Below are 20,454 nucleotides of genomic sequence, written 5' to 3'. Positions count from 1 at the left end.
CCGCGGGCCACGGCCTCAGTGCTTCGCGAGCACGTACGGAGCGAACTCCGCCGCCAGTTCCGCGTGCACACGGGCCTTGAGCAGGGTGCCCTCCGCCGTGTGCTCCTCGGAGATCACCTCGCCCTCGGCGTGTGCCCGGGCGACCAGCGAGCCGCGCGTGTACGGCACCACGGCCTCGACCGCGATCGCGGGCCGCGGCAGCTCGGCGTCGATGAGTGCGAGGAGCTGCTCGATGCCCTGGCCGGTGCGCGCCGAGACGGCGATGGAGCGCTTCTCGATCCGCAGCAGGCGCTGGAGCACCAGCGGGTCGGCCGCGTCCGCCTTGTTGATCACCACGATCTCGGGCACCTTGACGGCGCCGACCTCGCGGATGACCTCGCGGACCGCCGCCAGCTGCTCCTCCGGCGCCGGGTGCGAGCCGTCCACGATGTGCAGGATGAGGTCGGAGTCGCCGACCTCCTCCATCGTGGAGCGGAACGCCTCGACGAGGTGGTGGGGCAGGTGCCGGACGAAGCCGACCGTGTCGGCCAGGGTGTAGACCCGGCCGGACGGCGTCTCGGCCCGGCGCACGGTCGGGTCGAGGGTGGCGAACAGCGCGTTCTCCACCAGGACGCCCGCGCCCGTGAGGCGGTTGAGCAGCGAGGACTTGCCGGCGTTGGTGTATCCGGCGATGGCGACCGAGGGCACCTTGTTGCGTCGCCGTTCCTGCCGCTTGATGTCACGGCCGGTCTTCATCTCCGCGATCTCCCGGCGCATCTTCGCCATCTTCTCGCGGATCCGGCGCCGGTCCGTCTCGATCTTGGTCTCACCGGGGCCACGGGTGGCCATGCCGCCACCGCCGCCGCCGCCCATCTGCCGGGACAGCGAGGCGCCCCAGCCGCGCAGTCGCGGCAGCATGTACTGCATCTGCGCGAGCGCGACCTGTGCCTTGCCCTCCCGGGACTTGGCGTGCTGGGCGAAGATGTCGAGGATGAGCGCGGTCCGGTCGACCACCTTCACCTTGACGACGTCCTCGAGGGCGATGAGCTGGCCGGGGCTGAGCTCGCCGTCGCAGACGACGGTGTCGGCGCCGCTCTCCATCACGATGTCGCGCAGCTCGCGCGCCTTGCCGGAACCGATGAAGGTGGCCGGGTCGGGCTTGTCACGGCGCTGGATGACGCCGTCGAGGACGAGCGCGCCCGCCGTCTCGGCGAGGGCGGCGAGCTCCGCGAGGGAGTTGTCCGCGTCCTGCGCCGTGCCGGAGGTCCACACGCCCACGAGTACGACCCGCTCCAGGCGGAGCTGTCGGTACTCGACCTCGGTGACGTCCTCGAGCTCGGTGGAGAGGCCGACCACGCGGCGCAGGGCCGCGCGCTCGGAGCGCTCGAACTGCTCGCCGTCCCTGTCTCCGTCGACCTCGTGGCTCCAGGCGACGTCCTCTTCCATCAGGGCGTCGGCCCGAAGGCTCTCGGTGAAGCTCTGCGGGTCCGCCGCACTCTGTGCGTCGTCCCGCGCGTCCTGGGAAGGGGAAGAAGAGGAGGTCATTGGATCCTTACGTCGTTTTCGAATGCGTCCGCGTCAGGCGAAGCGGAGCCAAGGCCAAAGCTACTCCCGCGCGTGACACAACACCGTCATGTCCAACGTGTGACACTCCCCTGAGATTCCCCTCAGGGGTGTGCCCAGTGGTGAGCCTCGTTGGTGAGCCCTTCGTGGTGAGCCCTCCGTGGTGAGCGGCGGGCGGCCCCGTCGATGGTGGCATGCCCGTTCCGCACGCGTCACACGCTTTTCGGCGTGCCCCACTCCGGGTGTCCGGGCATCGCCGGGGTCTTCTTCCCGTACAGCCACGGCTCCAGGAAGGCCCCGAGGTCCCGTCCGGCCTCCTGCGAGGCCAGCCGTACGAAGTCCTCCGTACCCGCGACCGCGTCCCGGTTCTCGCCGACCCAGCGCCGCTCCACCCGGTCGAACGCCGCCTCCCCGATCTCCTGCCGCAGCGCGTAGAGGATCAGCGCGGCCCCGTCGTAGACCGCCGGCCGGAACAGCCCGATCTTCTCGCCCGGGGCCGCCGGCTTCGGTGCGGCCGGAGGCCCGCCGGCCGCCCGCCACTGGTCGGAGCGCTGGTACGCCTCGCGCATGCGCCGCTCCAGGGAGTACTTGCCGAGGCCGTCCGCGTACAGGGCCTCGTACCAGGTGGCGTGGCCCTCGTTGAGCCACAGGTCGGACCACATGCGCGGGGTCACGCTGTCGCCGAACCACTGGTGGGCCAGCTCGTGGACCATCACGGACTCCACGTACCAATCGGGGTATCCCTCGCTGCCCGAGAAGAGCCCGCTCTCGAACAGTGAGAGCGTCTGCGTCTCCAGCTCGAAGCCGGTCCTGGCCTTCGCGATCAGCACCCCGTAGTTCTCGAAGGGGTAGCGGCCGACCCGCGCCTCCATCCACTCGATGTGCCCGGCGGTCTTCTTCAGCCACGGCTCCAGCTTCTCCCGGTCGGCCGCCGGGACCACGTCGCGCAGCGGCAGCCCGTGCGGTCCGGTGCCGTGGACGACGGCCGAGTCCCCGATCGAGACCTGGGCGAGCTCGGTGGCCATCGGGTGCAGGGTCCGGTACGTCCACGTGGTCGCGGCGCCCGCCCGGGGGGCCGGCAGCGCGCCCGGCACGCCGTTGGCCACGGCCTTCAGCCCGGCCGGCGCGGTGACGCGGAAGGTGAAGTACGCCTTGTCGGCGGGGTGGTCGTTGCAGGGGAAGACCCGGTGGGCGGCGTCGGCCTGGTTCGCCATGGCCAGCCCGTCCTCGGTGACCACCCAGCCGCCGTCGCCGCGGCCGCGCGGATCGCTCGTGTGCCGGACGGTGATGTGCAGGGGCGCGCCCTGTTCCAGCGGCCGGGCGGGGGTCAGTACGAGGTCCTCCCCCACGCTCGTGAACCGTGCCGGCTCCCCGTTGACCTCGGCGGAGGCCACTTTCCCGTGGGTGAAGTCCAGGTTGACGGTTTCGAGGCGGGTGAGGGTGCGCGCGTCGATGACGGTGACCGCGTCGAGCGGGCTGCTGTTGTCCTTGTACGCGAAGGACAGGTCGTACGAGAGAACGTCGTAGCCGGGGTTCCCGAGCTCCGGGAAGAGCGGGTCGCCGATGCCGAGTGCCGCGGGCGGCGGCACCACGGCGGCGACGAGGGTGAGGGAGGCCGCGGCCAGCAGGGCGGCGCGCAGGCGCGGGGAGGTGAGCTGCATCCCCCACCCCCTACCAGCGCCCGCCGGACGCCCGCGAACGGCGCGCGACGGATCCACCCGAAAGGAGTCGGGCCTGCTTCCGGACGCTTACGCCCGGCTGACGTCGTAGACGCCGGGCACGTCCCGCATGGCCCTCATGAGCGCCGGGAGTCCCGCCGCGTCGGGGAGCTGGAGGGTGTAGCTGTGCCGGACCCGCTGTTCGACCGGCGGTTCCACGGTCGCGGAGACCACTTCGACCCCTTCGCGGGCGATGGCCTCGGTCAGATCGGCCAGCAGGTGCGGGCGGCCGAACGATTCGGCGAGCAGGGTGACCCGGCAGTCCGCGGTCGCCCGCCAGTGCACGGCGACGGGGGTCCGGCCCACCGCCCGCATCTGGGTCACCGTCGCGCAGTGGACGCGGTGGACGGTGACGGCCCCGCCGCGTACGACGAACCCCTCGACGGCGTCCGGCGGCACCGGCGTACAGCACCCGGCGAGCCGCACGGTGGCGTCCGGCAGGTCGGCGACGGCGTTGCCCCCGCCGCCGCGGGCCCCGATCACCGACAGCGGCGCCCTGGGCGCGGCCGCGGCGGGCCCGGCGCCGTCGGGATGGGACTCCAGCCAACTGCTGACGGCGATCCGGGCGGCCGGGGTCCTGGCGTGGTCCAGCCAGTCGGCGGCGGGCCCCGAGGAGGCGTCGTGCGCCAGCAGCAGCTGGACGGTGTCCCCGTCCGAGAGCCGGGAGGACAGGGAGGTCAGGCGCCCGTTGACCCGGGCGCCGATACAGCCGTGGGCCGCCTCGCCGTACTGCGCGTAGGCGGCGTCGATACAGCTGGCACCGGCCGGCAGGCCCAGCGTCCCCCCGTCGGCCCGGAACACGGTGATCTCCCGGTCCTGTGCCAGTTCCGAGCGCAGGACGTCCCAGAAGGTGTCGGGGTCGGGCGCCGACTGCTGCCAGTCGAGCAGCCGCGACAGCCAGCCGGGCCGGGTCGGGTCCACCCGCTCGTCGTCGCAGTCGGTCGCGGCGAGCTGGTCCGCGGCCGGCGGCGCCGTGTACGGATTGCCGAGCGCCACGACCCCCGCCTCCGCTACCCGGTGCATCTGCCGGGTCCGCACGATCACCTCGGCGACGTACCCCTCGGGCGTGGCGAAGGCGGTGTGCAGGGACTGGTAGAGGTTGAACTTCGGGGAGGCGATGAAGTCCTTGAACTCCGAGATGACCGGGGTGAAGCAGGTGTGCAGCTCCCCCAGCACGGCGTAGCAGTCCGCGTTCTCGCCCACGAGCACCAGCAGGCGGCCGAAGTCGGAGCCGCGCAGCTCCCCGCGCTTGAGGGAGACGCGGTGCACGGAGACGAAGTGCCGGGGCCGCACCAGCACCTCGGCGGTGATGCCCGCGTCGCGCAGGACGCTCCGTACGGAGCCGGCGATGGCGGGCAGCGGGTCGCGTTCCCCCGCGTGGGCCGCGATGAGGGCGCGGGTGTGCTCGTACTCCTCGGGGTGCAGGATCGCGAAGACGAGGTCCTCCAGCTCGGTCTTCAGGGCCTGCACGCCGAGCCGTTCGGCGAGCGGGATCAGCACGTCCCGGGTGACTTTGGCGATGCGGGCCTGTTTCTCGGGCCGCATCACGCCGAGGGTGCGCATGTTGTGCAGCCGGTCGGCGAGTTTGATGGACATCACGCGGACGTCATTGCCGGTGGCGACGAGCATCTTGCGGAAGGTCTCGGGCTCGGCGGCGGCGCCGTAGTCGATCTTCTCGACCTTGGTGACGCCGTCGACGATGAAGCAGACCTCTTCGCCGAACTCCTCGCGGACCTGATCGAGGGTCACCTCCGTGTCCTCGACCGTGTCGTGGAGGAGAGAGGCCGTCAAGGTGGTGGTCTCGGCGCCGAGTTCGGCCAGGATGAGGGTGACGGCGAGTGGGTGTGTGATGTACGGCTCACCGCTCTTGCGCATCTGACCGCGGTGCGAGGTCTCGGCGAGCAGGTACGCGCGGCGCAGGACGGACAGGTCCGCGTCGGGGTGATGGGCGCGGTGCGCCTCGGCGACATGGCCGATGGCGTCGGGCAACCGGTCCCGGGGCGTCGGCCCGAGCAGGGCGGCGCGCCCAAGTCGTCGCAGGTCAAGCCTGGTCCGGCCGCGTCTGCGAAGTTCAGGGAGCGCTTCGGGACGTGCTTCGGGGTTCGTGGCCTCTGCACTCATGGGCACCTCCGACGGCTTCGACCGGCGGTGGTGGGCATGGGGTGAGCCCGCAGGGCCGGTGCCTGATGCTACCGACCCCACCACGTGGCGCAGTCCACCTCTCGCACAGCGTGAAACGGATCACCCATTAGAGGGAAGCTTTAGGCGAAAGCCGTTTGGGTGAGCCAGGCGGGATCGAACTCACCCTCGGCCACGATCACGGCGGGTCCGGTCATCTCGATCCGACCGTCGGGGTGCTCGGTGATGACCAGCGTGCCACCGGGCAGATCGACGGTGTACGTGACGGACTCGCCGGTGACGGCCGGGTCCACGCCGTCCCGGCGGATGGCGGCCACGGCGACCGCGCAGGCGCCGGTACCGCAGGAGCGGGTCTCGCCGGAGCCGCGCTCGTGGACGCGCATGGCGACGTGCCGGGGGCCGCGGTCGACGACGAACTCGACGTTGACACCGGTCGGGTAGGCGGACGCCGGGCTGTACGGGGGCGGGTCCAGCAGCTCCCCGGCATCGTCCAGGCTGTCGACGAACGCCACCGCGTGCGGGTTCCCCATGTTGACGTTGCGTGCGGGCCAGGAGCGGGCGCCGACGGAGACCGTGACCTCGCCCTCGGGGAGTTCGGCGCGGCCCATGGACACGGTCACGTCACCGGTCTTGTCGAGGTGTACCCGCTTGACTCCGCCGCGGGTGGCAACGGCCAGGTCGCCGGGCTTGGCGTGCCCCGCGTGCTGGAGGTAGCGGGCGAAGACGCGGACGCCGTTGCCGCACATCTCGGCGATGGAGCCGTCGCTGTTGCGGTAGTCCATGAACCACTGGGCCTGGTCGGCCATGTGCGCGGCCTCGGGGTGTGCGGCGGAGCGCACGACGTGCAGCACGCCGTCCGCGCCGATCCCGGCGCGCCGGTCGCAGAGCCGCGCGACGGCGGAGGCCGGCAGCTCGATGGCGTTGTCCGGGTCCGGGACGATCACGAAGTCGTTCTCGGTGCCGTGGCCCTTGAGGAAGGAGAGGCTGGTCTGCGTCACCCGCACATGGTACCGAGCCCGCGGCTACCGGAGCCGGGCCACCCGGTACACCGCGAGGGCTACGACGCCCAGCGCGACCAGCGCGTACAGCAGGGCGAGGCGCCAGTCGGGGCGCAAGCCCGAACCGCGGGCCGGGAGCCCCGGCAGGGCGTAGCCCACGCGGCGCGCGGCCATCATGCCCCAGCCGCCCGCGCAGCTCATGAGGAGGAAGCCGAGCATGGCGACGACCGCTCCGCCGTCGCCGAACTCGAAGGCGAGCGGGAAGGCGAACATCAGGGATCCGGCCGCGGCCAGCACGACGATGGGGGCGATCTGCCACAGCCGCAGCCGTCGCTGCGGGCGCAGCTCGACCTCGAACTCGGGCGCGGCGGCCGCCTCCACCTCGGTGGGGTCCGGCGCGTCCGGGCCGTCGGGGGTCAGCCGCGCGGGTTCCGCGGGCAGTCCGAGTCCGCCGGCGTCCGCGAGGGCGCCGTGAAGCATCGGGTCCACTTGCGGCCGGGTGTCGTCCCGACCGGTGTCACGAGGGCCGGCCTCCATCGCCACGCGCCCTCCCCACTCGGACTTCGTACGCCGCCGTTCACCGCCGGTGACGGCACCGGCGGAAGTTTGATGATGGCACGCCAGAGACCCCCGGACGGGCGCCCGGGGCGTCCCGATGCCATCACGTGATCAGGCTGTGACCGCTCGTTCGACCAACGACTGCGCGAGTCCGGTGAGTTCCCCCCGGTCCGCGACGGCCCCGCTGAGCCAGTGAACCCTCGGGTCGCGGCGGAACCACGAGTCCTGCCGCCGGGCGAAACGCTTGGTGGCGCGGACCGTCTCGGCGCGCGCGTCCTCCTCCGTGCCCTTCCCGGCGAGCACGTCCAGCACCTGCTGATAGCCGAGCGCCCTGGAGGCGGTGATTCCGTCGCGCAGCCCCACGGCTTCCAGCGCGCGGACCTCGTCCACCAGCCCGGCCTCCCACATCCGGTCCACGCGCAGCGCGATCCGCTCGTCGAGCTCGGGCCGGGCCACGTCCACGCCGATCTGGACCGTGTCGTAGACGGACTCGTGGCCGGGCAGGTTCGCGGTGTACGGCCGTCCGGTGATCTCGATGACCTCCAGGGCGCGCACGATGCGGCGGCCGTTGCTGGGCAGGATGGCCTGGGCGGCGGCCGGGTCGGCGGCGGCGAGGCGGGCGTGCAGGGCGCCGGGGCCGCGCAGGGTGGCCTCGGCCTCCAGGCGGGCCCGGACCTCGGGGTCGGTGCCGGGGAAGTCCATGGCGTCGAGCGCGCCGCGCACGTAAAGGCCGGAACCGCCGACGAGGACCGGCGTACGGCCCTCGGCGAGGAGCTTGTCGATCGCGGCGCGGGCGAGGCGCTGGTACTCCGCGACGCTGGCCGTCTCGGTGACGTCCCAGATGTCGAGGAGGTGGTGCGGGACCCCTCCGCGCTCCTCGACCGTCAGTTTGGCGGTACCGATGTCCATCCCCCGGTACAGCTGCATCGAGTCGGCGTTGACGACTTCGCCGTCGAAATGACGGGCCAGGGCCACACCGAGATCCGACTTTCCGGCCGCGGTGGGCCCGACGACGGCGATGACCCGCGGGGCGGGGGCTGCTTTCTTCACCGCACCAGTCTCGCAGCCCCCCGTCAAGGCACTGGCATGTACCCGATCGAGCTACGTGACGTGACCGGAGCGGGGTCGTTGCCTTGGCGGGGTTCCGGCCTGGTGCGCGCCTGTCGTACGCCCGGCCCGCTGACCGGCGCGTGCCGGTCCGTCCAGAGCGGAACTTCACTCACACGAGTAACGTTATAGGAGCAGACATGGGCATTTTGGACCGGCTTCTCGGCCGCAAGAGCCAGGCGACGACCGAAGCGGCCGTCGCCGAGGACCTGACGGTGGAGTCCGCGACGGCCGACGAGGCCGGGACCGAGGCGACTGTGGCGGAGGAGAGCGCGGTGGAAGCCGTGGAGATCCCGAAGCAGCAGTCGGCGGAGGTGGGCGCGGACATCGAGGCCGCCGAGGGTGCCCGTAAATAGCTACCGCCATTGAAAGGTGACCCATGGGCCTGCTGGACAGTTTGAAGGCCAAGCTCGCGCCCGCCAAGGACAAGGTCGGCGACCTCGCTGCACAGCACGAGGGCAAGATCAGCCAGAATCTGGAGAAGGTGGCCAAGGCCGTCGACTCCAAGACCAAGGGCAAGTACAGCGGCCAGATCTCTAGCGGCGCGGACAAGGCGAAGGACGCCCTGGGCAAGATCGCGCACAAGGACACTCCCGGCGGGCCGACACCGCCGGTGGCCTCCTGACGCGGTCCCGTAGTACGACGGAGGGGCGCGGCACCACCGAGTGTGGTGCCGCGCCCCTCTGTCGTGCACGGGGTACGGGGGCCGGCGCGGCGGCAGGGCGCGGGGGCCTGCGGCGGTGGCCGGCCGGCCCTGCCTACGACCAGGCGGCCACGAAGTACCCGACCCCGTACGGGGCGTCCTCGTACAGCAGCCGTCCTTCGAGCCCGGCGCCCTCGGCGGCGCCGGCGAGCACCTGCCAGGGGGCCCGCCCGGCGGCCTGGAGCTCGGCGGCGAGTCCGGCGTCCAGGGCGGCGAGCGCGGGCAGGTCGGCGGCGCCGAGCGCACGGGCGGCCTCGGCGTCGAAGGCGGCGGCGCGTTCGTCGAGGTAGCCGGGGGCCTTGAGGGAGCGGCAGGCGCTGCCGTCACCCATGACGAGCATCGCGACCCGGGCGTCGCGGGCGGCGAGCTCCCGGCCGGTCTCCAGGCACCGCCCGGTGTCCAGCGGCCCGGCGACCCCGAACCCCTCCAGGGGCGCGGCGCCCCAGCCGGCGCGGCCGAGCAGCCAGGCGCCGACGGAGAGGGAGGTGGGCAGCAGGCGCGGGCCCTCCTCGCCCTCGCCCAGCCGTACGTCGGCCCCGGCCCCGAACCCGCGGAAGGTGCCGCGGGAGCCCTGGGGGTAGGCCCCCAGGTGGTCCGGGTCGGCGGCGCCGACCACGACGAGCAGATCGGGCCGGGAGGCGGTGAGCACGGACAGCGCGTCGGAGCACGCGGTCCGGGCGTCGGCGAGTTCGGCGGCGGCGCCCGTGGCGAGCTCCGGCAGGAGCATCGGCGGGGTGGGGCAGACAGCGGCGGCTACGAGCATGATCCGCAGCGTAGCCGGAGCCGGCCGGGGGCGTCCCGGCTCCGCCCGGACCCGTTCCGGGCGGGAGCCCCCGGACCCGCGGGCCGGCCCCCGGCGACGGCGCCGGACCCCGCTACGGGCCCGTCAGGACGGCAGCGCGCAGCCCGACGTAGTCACCGGGAGCGGGGCCGGGACGCCCAGGGTCGGGATTCCGAGGAGGACGCCCTTCGGCTGCGGCGGGGCCGCGTTGCGCTTCTCCCACGCGTCGCCCGCACGGGTGCGGCGTACCGCCCGGGTCGGGCCCTCGGCCAGGAGGTGGTGCGGGGCCGCGTAAGTGATCTCCACGGTCACCACGTCACCCGGACGGACCTCGTCGGACGGCTTGGTGAAGTGCACCAGGCGGTTGTCGGGGGCGCGCCCGGACAGGCGGTGCGTGGCCCCGTCCTTGCGGCCCTCGCCCTCGGCGACCATGACTTCGAGCGTGCGGCCGACCTGCTTCTTGTTCTCGTCCCAGGAGATCTCCTCCTGGAGGGCGACCAGACGCATGTACCGCTCCTGGACGACCTCCTTGGGGATCTGCCCCTCCATGTCGGCGGCCGGGGTCCCTGGGCGCTTGGAGTACTGGAAGGTGAAGGCGTTCGCGAAGCGTGCCTCGCGCACCGCGTGCATCGTCTGCTGGAAGTCCTCCTCCGTCTCGCCGGGGAAGCCCACGATGATGTCGGTGGAGATCGCCGCGTGCGGGATGGCGGCGCGGACCTTCTCGATGGTGCCGAGGAAGCGCTCCTGACGGTAGGAGCGGCGCATCGCCTTGAGGATCGTGTCCGAGCCCGACTGCATCGGCATGTGGAGCTGCGGCATGACGTTGGGGGTCTCGGCCATCGCCGCGATCACGTCGTCCGTGAAGTCGCGCGGGTGCGGGGAGGTGAAGCGGACCCGCTCCAGGCCCTCGATGGCACCGCAGGCGCGCAGCAGCTTGGAGAAGGCCTCGCGGTCGCCCAGGTCGGAGCCGTAGGCGTTGACGTTCTGGCCGAGCAGGGTGATCTCGGAGACGCCCTCGGCGACGAGCGCCTCGACCTCGGCGAGGATGTCGCCGGGACGGCGGTCCTCCTCCTTGCCGCGCAGCGCCGGGACGATGCAGAAGGTGCAGGTGTTGTTGCAGCCGACGGAGATCGAGACCCAGGCGGCGTACGCGGACTCGCGCCGGGTCGGCAGCGTGGAGGGGAAGGCCTCCAGCGACTCCGCGATCTCGATCTGCGCCTCTTCCTGGATGCGCGCGCGCTCCAGCAGGACGGGCAGTTTGCCGATGTTGTGCGTGCCGAAGACCACGTCGACCCAGGGGGCGCGGTCCACGATCGTGTCGCGGTCCTTCTGCGCGAGGCAGCCGCCGACGGCGATCTGCATGCCGGGGCGCTTGGTCTTCATCGGGGCGAGGCGGCCGAGGTTGCCGTAGAGCTTGTTGTCGGCGTTCTCACGGACGGCGCAGGTGTTGAACACGACGACGTCGGCGTCGCCGTCGGAGCCCTCGGGGGCGCGGACGTACCCGGCGTCCTCCAGCAGGCCGGACAGCCGCTCGGAGTCGTGCACGTTCATCTGACAGCCGTACGTCCGGACCTCGTACGTTTTCACAACAGTCGCCTCGCCCTCAGTGCTCACCCAGCAAGGGTACGGGGCCGTCCGGGCGGCCCGGGCCGGGGCGGCCCCGGGGTCACCGGGGCGGTGGGGCGAGGCGGGGCGCGGGGACGGACCGTGACAGGAGGGCGGGTCGGTGGCAGGATCGCGGCCATGCCTCTCGTACCGCCCCGGATCAGCAGGCGCCGTGCCCTGCGGGCCCTGGTGGCCGTGCTGGCCGTGCTCTGCGCCCTCCTCTGGTGGCTACGGCCCTTCGGCCGGCCGGAGCTCACGGGTGAGCTCACCTTCAGCACGGGGGTCCAGACCGGGGTCTACCACCGCTACGGCCAGCTGCTGGAGCAGGCGCTCGCCAAGGACATCCCCGGGGTGCGCGTCCGGCTGAAGCCCAGCGAGGGGTCGCAGCAGAACCTGCAGCGGGTGGCCGACGGGGAGGCCGACTTCACGGTGGCCACGGCCGACGCGGTGGCCAAGTACCGCTTCGACGGGAAGCCGGGAGCCGAGCGGCTGCGCGGCTGTGCCCGCCTCTACGACGACTACGTGCAGCTGGTGGTGCCCGCCGGATCTCCGGTCCAGTCGGCGCGGGACCTGCGCGGCAAGCGGGTCGCCGTCGGCCAGAACGGCTCGGGGGTGCGGCTGATCTCGGAGCGGATGCTCACGGCCGCGGGCCTGGACCCGGTCCGCGACATCACCCCGTTCTCCATCGGCATCGACACCATGCCGGCGGAGCTGGAGGCCGGCCGGATCGACGCGTTCTTCTGGTCGGGCGGACTGCCGACCAGCGCCGTGCGCGAGCTCTCGGAGCGGTTCGAGATCCGGCTCGTGCAGCTCGGCGACCTGCTGGAGGACCTCCAGGCCAGTGGCAGCCCCGCGCGCTACTACCGGGCCGCGGTGATGCCCCAGGACGCCTACGCGCGGGCCCGGAACACCTCGTCGGTGGCCACGGTGGCGGTGCCGAACCTGCTGGTGACCCGGGAGGACACGGGAGCCGAGCTGACGGAGCAGTTCACCCGCACCGTGATCGGCAGCCGGGACGAGATCGGGCGCCAGGTGCACGCGGCGCAGCTGGTGGACCTGCGGACCGCGATCTACACGGATCCGCTGGAGCTGCACACCGGCGCGGCCCGGTACTACCGCTCCGTGAAGCCGTAGCCCCGGCCGTGGCCGTGCGGCCGTGGTGGTGGCCGTGCGGCCGTGGCCCCGGAGGGCTCGCGGACCGCGCGCGAATCAGGGCCGCAGCAGCATCGTCGCCGCGGCGGCCGCGCCGATCAGCCCCGCGTGCGTGCCCAGCGTCGCCGGGACGACCTGGAGCTCCTTGACGAACGACAGGGTCGCGTACGAGGCCAGGTGCGTCCGGACCGGCCCGAAGAGGGTCTCCCCGGAGGCGGCCACGCCGCCTCCGATGACGGCGATGTCGGTCTCGACCAGGGTCGCGGTGGCCGCGATGGCGGCGGCCAGCGCCCGGCCCGCGCGGTCGAAGGCGGCCACGGCGACGGGGTCGCCCGCGGCAGCGGCGGTGGCCACTCCGGCCGCGGTGGGGTCACCGGCCGGTACCCAGCCCTGGGCCAGGGCCCAGCGGGCAATCGCGGTGCCGGAGGCGATGGACTCCACGCAGCCGATGCCGCCGCACACACACGGCTCCCCGTCGAAGGCGACACTGATGTGGCCGATGTGGCCCGCGTTCCCGGTGGGACCGGGGTGCAGCTGGTTGTTCAGGACGAGTCCGCCGCCGACGCCGGTGGAGACCACCATGCAGAGCGCGTTGGCGTGGCCCCGGGCCGCGCCCAGCCAGTGCTCGGCGGCGGTCATCGCCACCCCGTCACCGGCCAGCACCGTCGGGATGCGCGCCCCGTGCTCCGCGAGCTCCGCCTCCACCCTGGCCTGCACGGGGAAGCCCCGCCAGGCGCCGATGTTGACCGGGCTGACCGTGCCGCGCGCGGTGTCCACCGGGCCCGCGCTGCCGATGCCGCAGCGGACCGCCGAGGACCAGAGCGGGGACTTCGCGAGCTCCGCGACGACCTCCGCGACGGCGGCGAAGACCGTGTCCGCGTCCCCGCCGCGCGGGGTCGGCCGGCGGGTGGTGGCCGTCATCGTGCCGTCCGGGTCCACCAGCGCGCCGGCGACCTTCGTACCGCCGATGTCGATCGCGACCGTCGGGCCGGGATCGCCCGGCACGCCGGTGCGAGGGGCGGGGAACGCGGAGGTGGGAGTGGGGGTGGTCACGGTGGCTCTCCAGGGAGGGGTCGGTTTCAGTATGCGGCCGGCGGCGGGGCCGTACTCTCGCGGGGCTCCAGCCTGGGCCGCTCGCTCTCGCGGGACCTCGGCGGACTTCCCCCGAGGACGGCGAGGAGTTCCCCGGCGGCGAGCCGGCCGAAGCCCGCGGTGTCGCGCACCAGGGCCGTGAGCCGTGGATGGGTGACCCGGCAGAGCGCGGAATCGTCCCAGGCCACCACGGAGAGCCGGCCCGGCACCGGGATGCCCAGCTCCGAGGCGACGGCGACGCCGGCCACGGCCATCACGTCGTTGTCGTAGACGATCGCGGTCGGCGGCCGGTCCTCGGCGAGGAGCCGCCGGGTGGCCTCCGCGCCCTCGGCGTCGGAGTAGTCGGTGGTGACCGAGCGCACCTGCCCTGGACCGATCCCGAGCCGCTCCGCCTCGGCGCGCAGCGAGCGGATCCGGCGCTCGGTGTGGGCGAGACCGGGCAGTCCGGCGACGTGCGCGATCCGGCGGTGGCCGAGCTGGTGGAGGTGGCCGAGCACCTGCGCCATGGCCCCCGCGTCGTCCGCCCGGACGGCGGACAGCCCGGGGTGCGGGCCCCCCGCTCCCTCCGGGCCGGTGTCCCCGACCGGGCCGGTGTCCCCGACCGGACCGGGCTCCCCCGGCGGACCCGGCTCCCCCACCATGACGGCGGGCAGGGCCAGCTGTGCGAGGAGGGCCGGACGCGGGTCGTCGGTCCTCGGGTCCACGACGACGACCCCGTCCACGCGCCGCTCGGCCCACCACCTGCGGTACACGGCGCATTCGGCGTCGATGTCCTCGACCACCTGGAAGAGCAGGGCGATCCGCCCGGCGGCCAGGACCTCCTGGATGCCGGAGACCAGCTGGAGGAAGAAGGACTCGACTCCGAGGGTGTGCGCGGGCCGGGCGAGCACCAGTCCGACGGCGCCGGACTGTTCGCCGGAGAGTGCGCGGGCGGCGCTGTTGGCCTGCCAGCCGAGCTCTTCGGCGACCTGCCTGATGCGGGCACGGGTGTCCTGGGAGACCCCCGGCCGGTTGTTGAGCGCGAAGGAGACCGCGCTCTCGGACACCCCGGCCTGACGGGCGATGTCCTTGATGGTGGGTCGGCGGGCCATGGCCTGTCTCATCCCTCGCTGACGTGGACGGCAATGGCCGGACCGTACGCGATCCTGCCCTGGCAGACCGCCTTGATCACGACCCAGTACTCCCCGGGGACCGCGTCGAGCGGCGGCCGCACCTCGAAGAGGGCCTGCGCCTCGCCGTCCGCCGGCACCTCGAGCGGCAGTACGGCGGGGGCCGTCATCCCCCAGGTGCCGTACGGGGAGACGGCGTACGCCTGCCCCGTCAGCGCGGTCCGGATGCCGGTGGAGCCGATGCGGGCCCGTACGAGGGCCCGCGCACCGGGGGCGACCGTCACTGCGCGCTCCGGTGCCTCCACCCACAGTCCGGCCGGGGCCGCGGTGGCACCGCCCGGACCGGGGACCGTGACGGTCAGTACGTCCTCGAAGGCTCCCGCCGGGGTGGTGGCGAGGACCCGGACCAGGTGTTCGCCGGGTTCCGCGCCGGCGGCGGGCTCCACCACCAGCGGGAGCGAGACGTGCCCGCCCGCCGGGAGTTCGGGCCGCCGGCGGGTCCAGGAGGTCCGCCAGCCCTCCGGTGCCCGGACCTCCAGCGTGACGGGGCCGCCGTCGGCCGCCCCGTGGGCCGCGAGGGTGACCGTGGCCGCGGAGGGGATCCCGTCGCACGTCACCGTGTAGGGGGCGTCGCCGAGCGGGGCCGTCCCCGTGTTGTGCAGCCAGTACCGGCTGAACACGGGCCCGTGCGCCTCCCCTTCGTCCTCGCGCAGCGGCATGCCCGACTCCGTGAGGAGCAGCAGCGTGGTCGTCGCGGCGCCCCGGACCTCGCCGTCGAAGAAGCCGGTCGGGCGGTCCAGGAGATCGGCCTCGGCTGCCGGATCCGTCGGCCACAGCGTCCCGGTCGACGCCGGGCGGCCGTGCGTCTCGCGCAGCCGGACGGCGAGGTCGCTCCGGTCACCGGCGCCCTCGGCCCGTTTGACCGTCTCGATCAGCACCCGGTCGGCCGGCTCCACCCCGAGCAGCGAGCGTGCGGGCGGCCGGGGTCCCTCCCCGGGGGCGGCCGTGACGGCGGTCATCGGCTTGTTGAACTCCCGTCCCCGCCGGGCCAGGTCCACCGCCCGCCAGTCGCCGGAGCCGGCGACCAGCGCGTGCTCGAAGACGTGGGTCCAGTGCTGGAGCTGGAAGGAACTGCCGTCGGGCGCGGTGCGGCGCGGAGGGTCCATCCACTCGCCGCTCGGGCGGCCGGTGCAGGAGCGCATCAGGGTGCTGTGCAGCCGCCCGGCGGTGTCCACGGCGAAGCTGGGCGTGCCGCGCACCAGGATCCCGACCGTGCGGTCCGCGTACGCCTCATCGTGCGGGTACGCCTCCTCGTGCGCGCCCGCTCCGGTCGCCGGAGCGGGGGCGTCGATCCGGCCCGACGCGGCGACGGCCCGGGCCAGTTCTGCCGGGGGCCCGGTGAGGACCAGGACCGGCAGGTCCCGGATCCCGGTCAGGTCGCAGCCCGGGGTCCAGAGCGGGCGGAGCCCCGCGCGGGCCGCTGCCCAGACCCGCGCGTGCTCTCGTAGGGCCTCCTCGTGGGCGGCCCCGGTCGACTCCAGCAGCGCCGCCGTGAAGGAGTTCTCCCCGGGGCCCCCGAGCGCGATGCGGAAGTCGGGCAGGCTGCTGTCCACCGCCAGGTCCCCCCAGCGCGGCCCGCCCGGGCGGGTCGGGGTCGCGGTGACTCCGTACCGGGCGAGCGCGGTGACCAGCTCCCGCAGGCCTTCGGCCCCCGACCGGTCACGCAGCCCCGAGTCCGGGAGGACGATCTCCGCCGCGCCCAGCGCCCGCCCGCCCGGCCCGGTCATCGGCGCCGACAGTGCGAACCAGTTCAGGCAGGGGCTGTCCAGGGTCCACGGGGCCCGCGTGCGGTCGGCCTCGGCATCCGCCTCGGGGAAGGCGAACCCGCGCCCCACGGCGGCCGCGGCGGTCTCGGCGACGGGCAGCGCGCCGGGCACGTCGGCCGGGATCCGCAGCCGCAGCAGCTGGTCGGAGCCGTCGAACCCGTGCACGGTCGTGGTGAGTTCCACCCGGTCCAGGCCGTCCCACAGGGTGGTGGTCCGGGTCCAGCGGACGGGCCCGGTCCGCCCGGTGGCCACGATGCGGGAGCCCAGCGGCCCGCGTTCCACGTGGCAGGAGTCCGCGGGCGCGGAACCCGAGCCGGTGCCCGGCCCCTTGGGCAGCAGGTGCCAGGGGCCCTCCCCGAAGTACGGGTGCTCCGCGTACTCCTCCTGCACCACCAGCTCGTCCACCTCGCCGGGGGTGAGGATCTCCTGCCCGGTGCGCCGGTCCAGCAGCCGGGCGAGGCCGCCGCCGCGCGCGGGGTCGGCCTCGGCGTGCAGGAAGGCGTTCTGGATCGTGTGGCCCGGCGCGGGCTCCCAGCCGCCGGAGAGCGGGAGTTCGGATGCGGCGAGCCACCAGGTGCGGTGGCCGAGCGAGGGGACGTCCCCGGCGAGGAAGGCCAGCTCGGCGGTGCCGTCGCGGACCGCCTCCAGGTGGACGGGAGCGCCGGGGCCGGAGCCGTCGAGGACGGTGATCCGGTCGGCGTGGCCGTCGTCCAGTCCCAGGACCGCGAGGTCGACGCTCGTGCGGACCACGTCGGTGCGGGTCCAGGACACCGGGTTGTGCACGGTGACGGCCAGCGGTCCGGGGCCGCGGGTGTCGGCCCCGTCGGTCAGCGCGCGCAGCGCCCCCGCCCGTACGCCCGCGGCCAGGTCGTGGGCCTCGCGCCAGGTGGGGAGCAGGTCGAGGTAGACCTGGTCGGAGAAGGTCCCGGTGACGGCGTCGTGGTGGGCGGCGTGCAGCAGGTGGCGCCAGGCCCTGGACAGGGTCCGGGCCGGATAGTCGGCCAGGCCCTCGGCGCAGGCGAGGGCGGCGAAGGTCTCGGCCTGCTCGAGGAGGTTCTCGGCGGCCCGGTGGGCCTGCTTCACGTCGCTGTAGGTGACGTCCTTGCCCGTGTAGACCGGCCCCATCTCCCGGGTGACCGGCAGCGGCCGCTCGCCGCGCGCCGCGAACTCGGCGCGCACGGCGTCGAAGTGGGCGCGCGGGCCGGTGTGTTCCATCCGGGGCCAGCAGTAGCGGCGGTTCCAGGCGTGCTGCACGTCCAGGCCCCAGCGGTGCGGCCAGGAGAAGTCGGTGCCCATCGGAATCAGGACGTTCTTCGTCGCGGCGGCGGTGCGCAGCAGCTCGTACAGGGCGAGCAGCTGCTCGGCGGCGGCCTCGGCGTCCGGGGCCCGGTCGGAGGACCAGCCGGCGGAGTAGTGCGCGGGCAGGTAGTGCAGGAGCAGGCCCTGCCCACCGCTGTCGCCGGGCGCGATCCACTCGTACTCGGCGGGCAGTTGCATGGCCGCGGGCGGGCGCGGTTCGCCGCCCCAGGTGTCCGTCATCGGACCCCACTGGTGGTGGGGTCCGCGGGCCAGGACGGCGGAGTCGAGGCCGACGCCGGCCATCAGCGCGGGGAACGACGGGTCGTGGCCGAAGACGTCGAGCTGCCAGGCGGTGCGCGGGTCGGCGCCGAGGGTGCCGCGGTGCAGGGCGAGGCCGTGGACGGCGCTGCGGATGGTGGTCTCGGCGGAGGTGAGGTTGGTGGAGGGCTCGTTGTAGGTGCCGCCGACGATCTCCAGGCGGCCTTCGGCGATCAGCGCGCGCAGCTCGGCGCGCTCGCCGGGGTGGGTGTCCCAGTAGGGCTTGAGGTAGTCGACCTCGGAGAGGACGAAGCGGTACGCCGGGTCCTCGCGCGCCTGCTGGAGGTGGAGCGGGATCAGGGTGAAGGCGGGGACACCGGTGTACTCCCAGCCGCGCGCGGGTTCGCCGGGTCGCTGGGGGGCGTCCCAGAGGGCGGTGTAGGCGGCCTGGGTGTTCCACCACATGGGGTCGTAGTGGAAGTGCGGCACCAGCCGGACGGTCCAGCCGGGCTCGGCGACGACGAGGCCGAAGGGCAGTTCGGCGAGCGGCCGCCCGTCGGGAGTGGTGACGCGGACGGTGGCCGGCAGGACGGTCCCGGGGGCGGCGCCCGGGGGGCGGACGGAGACCTCGACGGTGGATTCGACGCCCTGGGCGGCGGCGGTGTCCTCGAAGGCCTCGGCGGTGTCGGCGCGCACGACGCGGGGGTGGGGAGTGGTGATTCCCCCGCCGTGCACGGCGACGTGCAGCGGGCCGGCCGGGCGCGTTCTGCGGATGCTCACCCTGACGACCTGCGAGGGGGTTTCGGGCGCGCCGCCGAAGAGGGCCGGGGTGGCGGCCGCCGTGACCACAATTCCGCTGTCCATTTCCGCACACATCCTTGCGTGACGACACGGTCCGGCAAAAACTAAACCGCATTAGCGTGCCCAGCTTCAAACGGCCTGAAGCCGTCTGTCAACTGGACTGAAGCGCATAAGTAGCACGCCCTCGCGAGGTCAGGACTTTCATCCTGCCAGGGCGGGAGGTTCGGAGTTCAGGGACCTGTTGACCCTGTTGACTTATCCCCCGCACACGCGGCAGGTTATGGGCATCCGGCGAATTCCCCCTGAACTCCAGGACCTTTCATGCACGACGGCACCGCCGCCTCCACGCCCGCCTCCGGACCCGCCCACCGGCCCGCCTCCACGCCCGCCCACGGGCCCGCCCGCACCCTGCGCTTCGGCGCCAACTACACGCCGACGCGCGGCTGGTTCCACCACTGGCTCGACTTCGACCTCGACGAGGTCAGGGCCGACCTCGACTCCGTCGCGGGCCTCGGCCTGGACCACGTACGGGTCTTCCCCCTGTGGCCGGTGTTCCAGCCGAACCGAACGCTGATCCGGCCGCGCGCCGTGGAGCAGCTCGTCGCGCTCGCCGACGCGGCCGCCGAACGCGGGCTCGACGTCAACGTCGACGGACTCCAGGGGCACTTGTCCAGCTTCGACTTCCTGCCCGCGTGGACCGGGACCTGGCACCGGCGCAACATCTTCAGCGATCCGCAGGTCGTCGCCGGACAGGAGGAGTACTTGCGGACGCTGGCCGCCGCCCTCGCGGACCGGCCGAACTTCCTCGGCATGACGGTCGGCAACGAGATCAACCAGTTCTCCGACGACCCGCACCCCTCCCCCGACCGGATCACCCGCGCGCAGGCCGGGCGGTGGCTGGAGCGGATGCTCGCCGCCTGCGAGGAGGGCGCGCCCGGCCGCCTGCACCTGCACGCCGAGTACGACGCCGCCTGGTACCAGGACGGGCACCCCTTCACCGTGGCCCAGGCGGCGCGCCTGGGCGGCGCCACGGCGGTGCACTCCTGGGTGTTCAACGGCACCGCGCAGCGGCACGGCCGGACCGGGACGGCCACCGAGCACCACGCCGCGTACCTGATCGAGCTCTCCAAGGCCTGGGCCCACGATCCGCACCGGCCGGTCTGGCTCCAGGAGGTGGGCGCGCCCGCGCCGCTGGTCCCCGCCGAGCACGCGGCCTCCTTCACCCGGGCGACCGTGGCGAACGCCCTGGACTGCGCCGACGTGTGGGGGGTGACCTGGTGGTGCTCGCACGACGTGTCGCGAGAGCTCGCGGACTTCCCGGAGCTGGAGTACGGGCTCGGGCTGCTCACCAACGACCGCCGGACCAAGCCCGCCGGAGCGGTGATCGCCGGGATCGCCGAGGAGTGGCGGGGCCGTGAGCACCGGCCGGCGGTGCGCTCCACGGCGCTCACCGTGGACGTGGGCGGCGCCGAGGCGGCCCCGCGCCGCTCCGTGTGCGCGCCCGGCGGAGCGTTCTTCGAGGCCTGGGCGGCGCTCACCGCCCAGGGGGTCCGGCCCGCCGTGGTCCTGGCCGAGCTCGCCGGGGACGCGAAGCACCTGGCGGCCCGCGGCATCACCGAGGTACTGCACGTGACCGACGTCCCCACCGAGGCCGTCCGAAACCGTCCGGCCCATCCCTGAACCCGCCCTGAAACCGCCCTGAGACCACCCCTGGGCCCCGGCCCTGAGACCACCCCTGGGCCCGCCGGGACCACCCGGGCCCCCTA

The 20,454-nt window shown here is 73.7% G+C and carries 15 protein-coding genes; 4 read left to right on the top strand and 11 right to left on the bottom strand.

Annotation, left to right across the window (positions count from 1 at the left end):
* Nucleotides 1–15: 15 nt before the first annotated feature.
* The 6 genes from hflX to miaA form a co-directional block, all read right to left on the bottom strand.
* Nucleotides 16–1,524, bottom strand: coding sequence for a GTPase HflX (gene hflX, locus OG389_RS27835; protein WP_328301169.1), 1,509 nt, complete (start codon nucleotides 1,522–1,524; stop codon nucleotides 16–18).
* 230 nt (nucleotides 1,525–1,754) lie between these two features.
* A complete protein-coding gene (locus OG389_RS27830) occupies nucleotides 1,755–3,203 on the bottom strand; it encodes a M1 family metallopeptidase (RefSeq protein ID WP_328301168.1) in 1,449 nt (482 codons plus the stop codon).
* 87 nt (nucleotides 3,204–3,290) lie between these two features.
* Complete coding sequence (locus OG389_RS27825) at nucleotides 3,291–5,381, bottom strand: RelA/SpoT family protein (RefSeq protein WP_328301167.1); 2,091 nt, start codon at nucleotides 5,379–5,381, stop codon at nucleotides 3,291–3,293.
* Nucleotides 5,382–5,521: 140 nt separating this feature from the next.
* The gene (gene dapF / locus OG389_RS27820) at nucleotides 5,522–6,397 is read right to left on the bottom strand and encodes a diaminopimelate epimerase (RefSeq protein WP_328301166.1); all 876 of its coding nucleotides are present in this window, start codon (nucleotides 6,395–6,397) and stop codon (nucleotides 5,522–5,524) included.
* Between the two features lie 24 nt (nucleotides 6,398–6,421).
* Nucleotides 6,422–6,934: a hypothetical protein gene (locus tag OG389_RS27815; RefSeq protein WP_328304149.1), complete on the bottom strand. Its 513-nt coding sequence runs from the start codon at nucleotides 6,932–6,934 to the stop codon at nucleotides 6,422–6,424.
* Between the two features lie 132 nt (nucleotides 6,935–7,066).
* On the bottom strand, nucleotides 7,067–8,005 hold the full coding sequence (gene miaA, locus OG389_RS27810; RefSeq protein WP_328301165.1) for a tRNA (adenosine(37)-N6)-dimethylallyltransferase MiaA: 939 nt from the start codon (nucleotides 8,003–8,005) through the stop codon (nucleotides 7,067–7,069).
* A gap of 197 nt (nucleotides 8,006–8,202) precedes the next feature.
* Here miaA and OG389_RS27805 point away from each other — a divergent pair, with 197 nt between their 5' ends.
* Nucleotides 8,203–8,418: a gliding motility protein gene (locus OG389_RS27805; RefSeq protein ID WP_328301164.1), complete on the top strand. Its 216-nt coding sequence runs from the start codon at nucleotides 8,203–8,205 to the stop codon at nucleotides 8,416–8,418.
* A gap of 23 nt (nucleotides 8,419–8,441) precedes the next feature.
* On the top strand, nucleotides 8,442–8,687 hold the full coding sequence (locus OG389_RS27800) for an antitoxin (protein WP_328301163.1): 246 nt from the start codon (nucleotides 8,442–8,444) through the stop codon (nucleotides 8,685–8,687).
* Nucleotides 8,688–8,820: 133 nt separating this feature from the next.
* Here OG389_RS27800 and OG389_RS27795 read toward each other — a convergent pair whose 3' ends face one another.
* Nucleotides 8,821–9,528, bottom strand: coding sequence for a hypothetical protein (locus tag OG389_RS27795; RefSeq protein WP_328301162.1), 708 nt, complete (start codon nucleotides 9,526–9,528; stop codon nucleotides 8,821–8,823).
* Between the two features lie 123 nt (nucleotides 9,529–9,651).
* Complete coding sequence (miaB, locus tag OG389_RS27790; RefSeq protein WP_328301161.1) at nucleotides 9,652–11,160, bottom strand: tRNA (N6-isopentenyl adenosine(37)-C2)-methylthiotransferase MiaB; 1,509 nt, start codon at nucleotides 11,158–11,160, stop codon at nucleotides 9,652–9,654.
* A gap of 129 nt (nucleotides 11,161–11,289) precedes the next feature.
* Here miaB and OG389_RS27785 point away from each other — a divergent pair, with 129 nt between their 5' ends.
* On the top strand, nucleotides 11,290–12,285 hold the full coding sequence (locus OG389_RS27785; RefSeq protein WP_328301160.1) for a TAXI family TRAP transporter solute-binding subunit: 996 nt from the start codon (nucleotides 11,290–11,292) through the stop codon (nucleotides 12,283–12,285).
* Nucleotides 12,286–12,360: 75 nt separating this feature from the next.
* On the opposite strand, the gene OG389_RS27780 is transcribed toward OG389_RS27785, so the two are convergent.
* The 3 genes from OG389_RS27780 to OG389_RS27770 all read right to left on the bottom strand — a co-directional run bounded on the left by OG389_RS27780 (nucleotide 12,361) and on the right by OG389_RS27770 (nucleotide 18,751).
* A complete protein-coding gene (locus OG389_RS27780) occupies nucleotides 12,361–13,308 on the bottom strand; it encodes an ROK family protein (protein WP_328304147.1) in 948 nt (315 codons plus the stop codon).
* 74 nt (nucleotides 13,309–13,382) lie between these two features.
* Nucleotides 13,383–14,486: a LacI family DNA-binding transcriptional regulator gene (locus OG389_RS27775; protein ID WP_328301159.1), complete on the bottom strand. Its 1,104-nt coding sequence runs from the start codon at nucleotides 14,484–14,486 to the stop codon at nucleotides 13,383–13,385.
* Nucleotides 14,487–14,494: 8 nt separating this feature from the next.
* Nucleotides 14,495–18,751, bottom strand: coding sequence for an NEW3 domain-containing protein (locus OG389_RS27770; protein WP_328301158.1), 4,257 nt, complete (start codon nucleotides 18,749–18,751; stop codon nucleotides 14,495–14,497).
* A 258-nt stretch (nucleotides 18,752–19,009) separates the two neighbouring features.
* On the opposite strand from OG389_RS27770, the gene OG389_RS27765 reads away from it, so the two are divergent.
* Complete coding sequence (locus OG389_RS27765) at nucleotides 19,010–20,368, top strand: glycoside hydrolase 5 family protein (RefSeq protein WP_328301157.1); 1,359 nt, start codon at nucleotides 19,010–19,012, stop codon at nucleotides 20,366–20,368.
* Nucleotides 20,369–20,454: the final 86 nt, after the last annotated feature.

Origin of the sequence: Streptomyces sp. NBC_00435, from assembly GCF_036014235.1 — a bacterium.
Lineage (GTDB): Bacteria > Actinomycetota > Actinomycetes > Streptomycetales > Streptomycetaceae > Streptomyces.
Note: the sequence above shows the minus strand (reverse complement) of the source record. Positions and strands in the feature narration are given on the sequence as shown.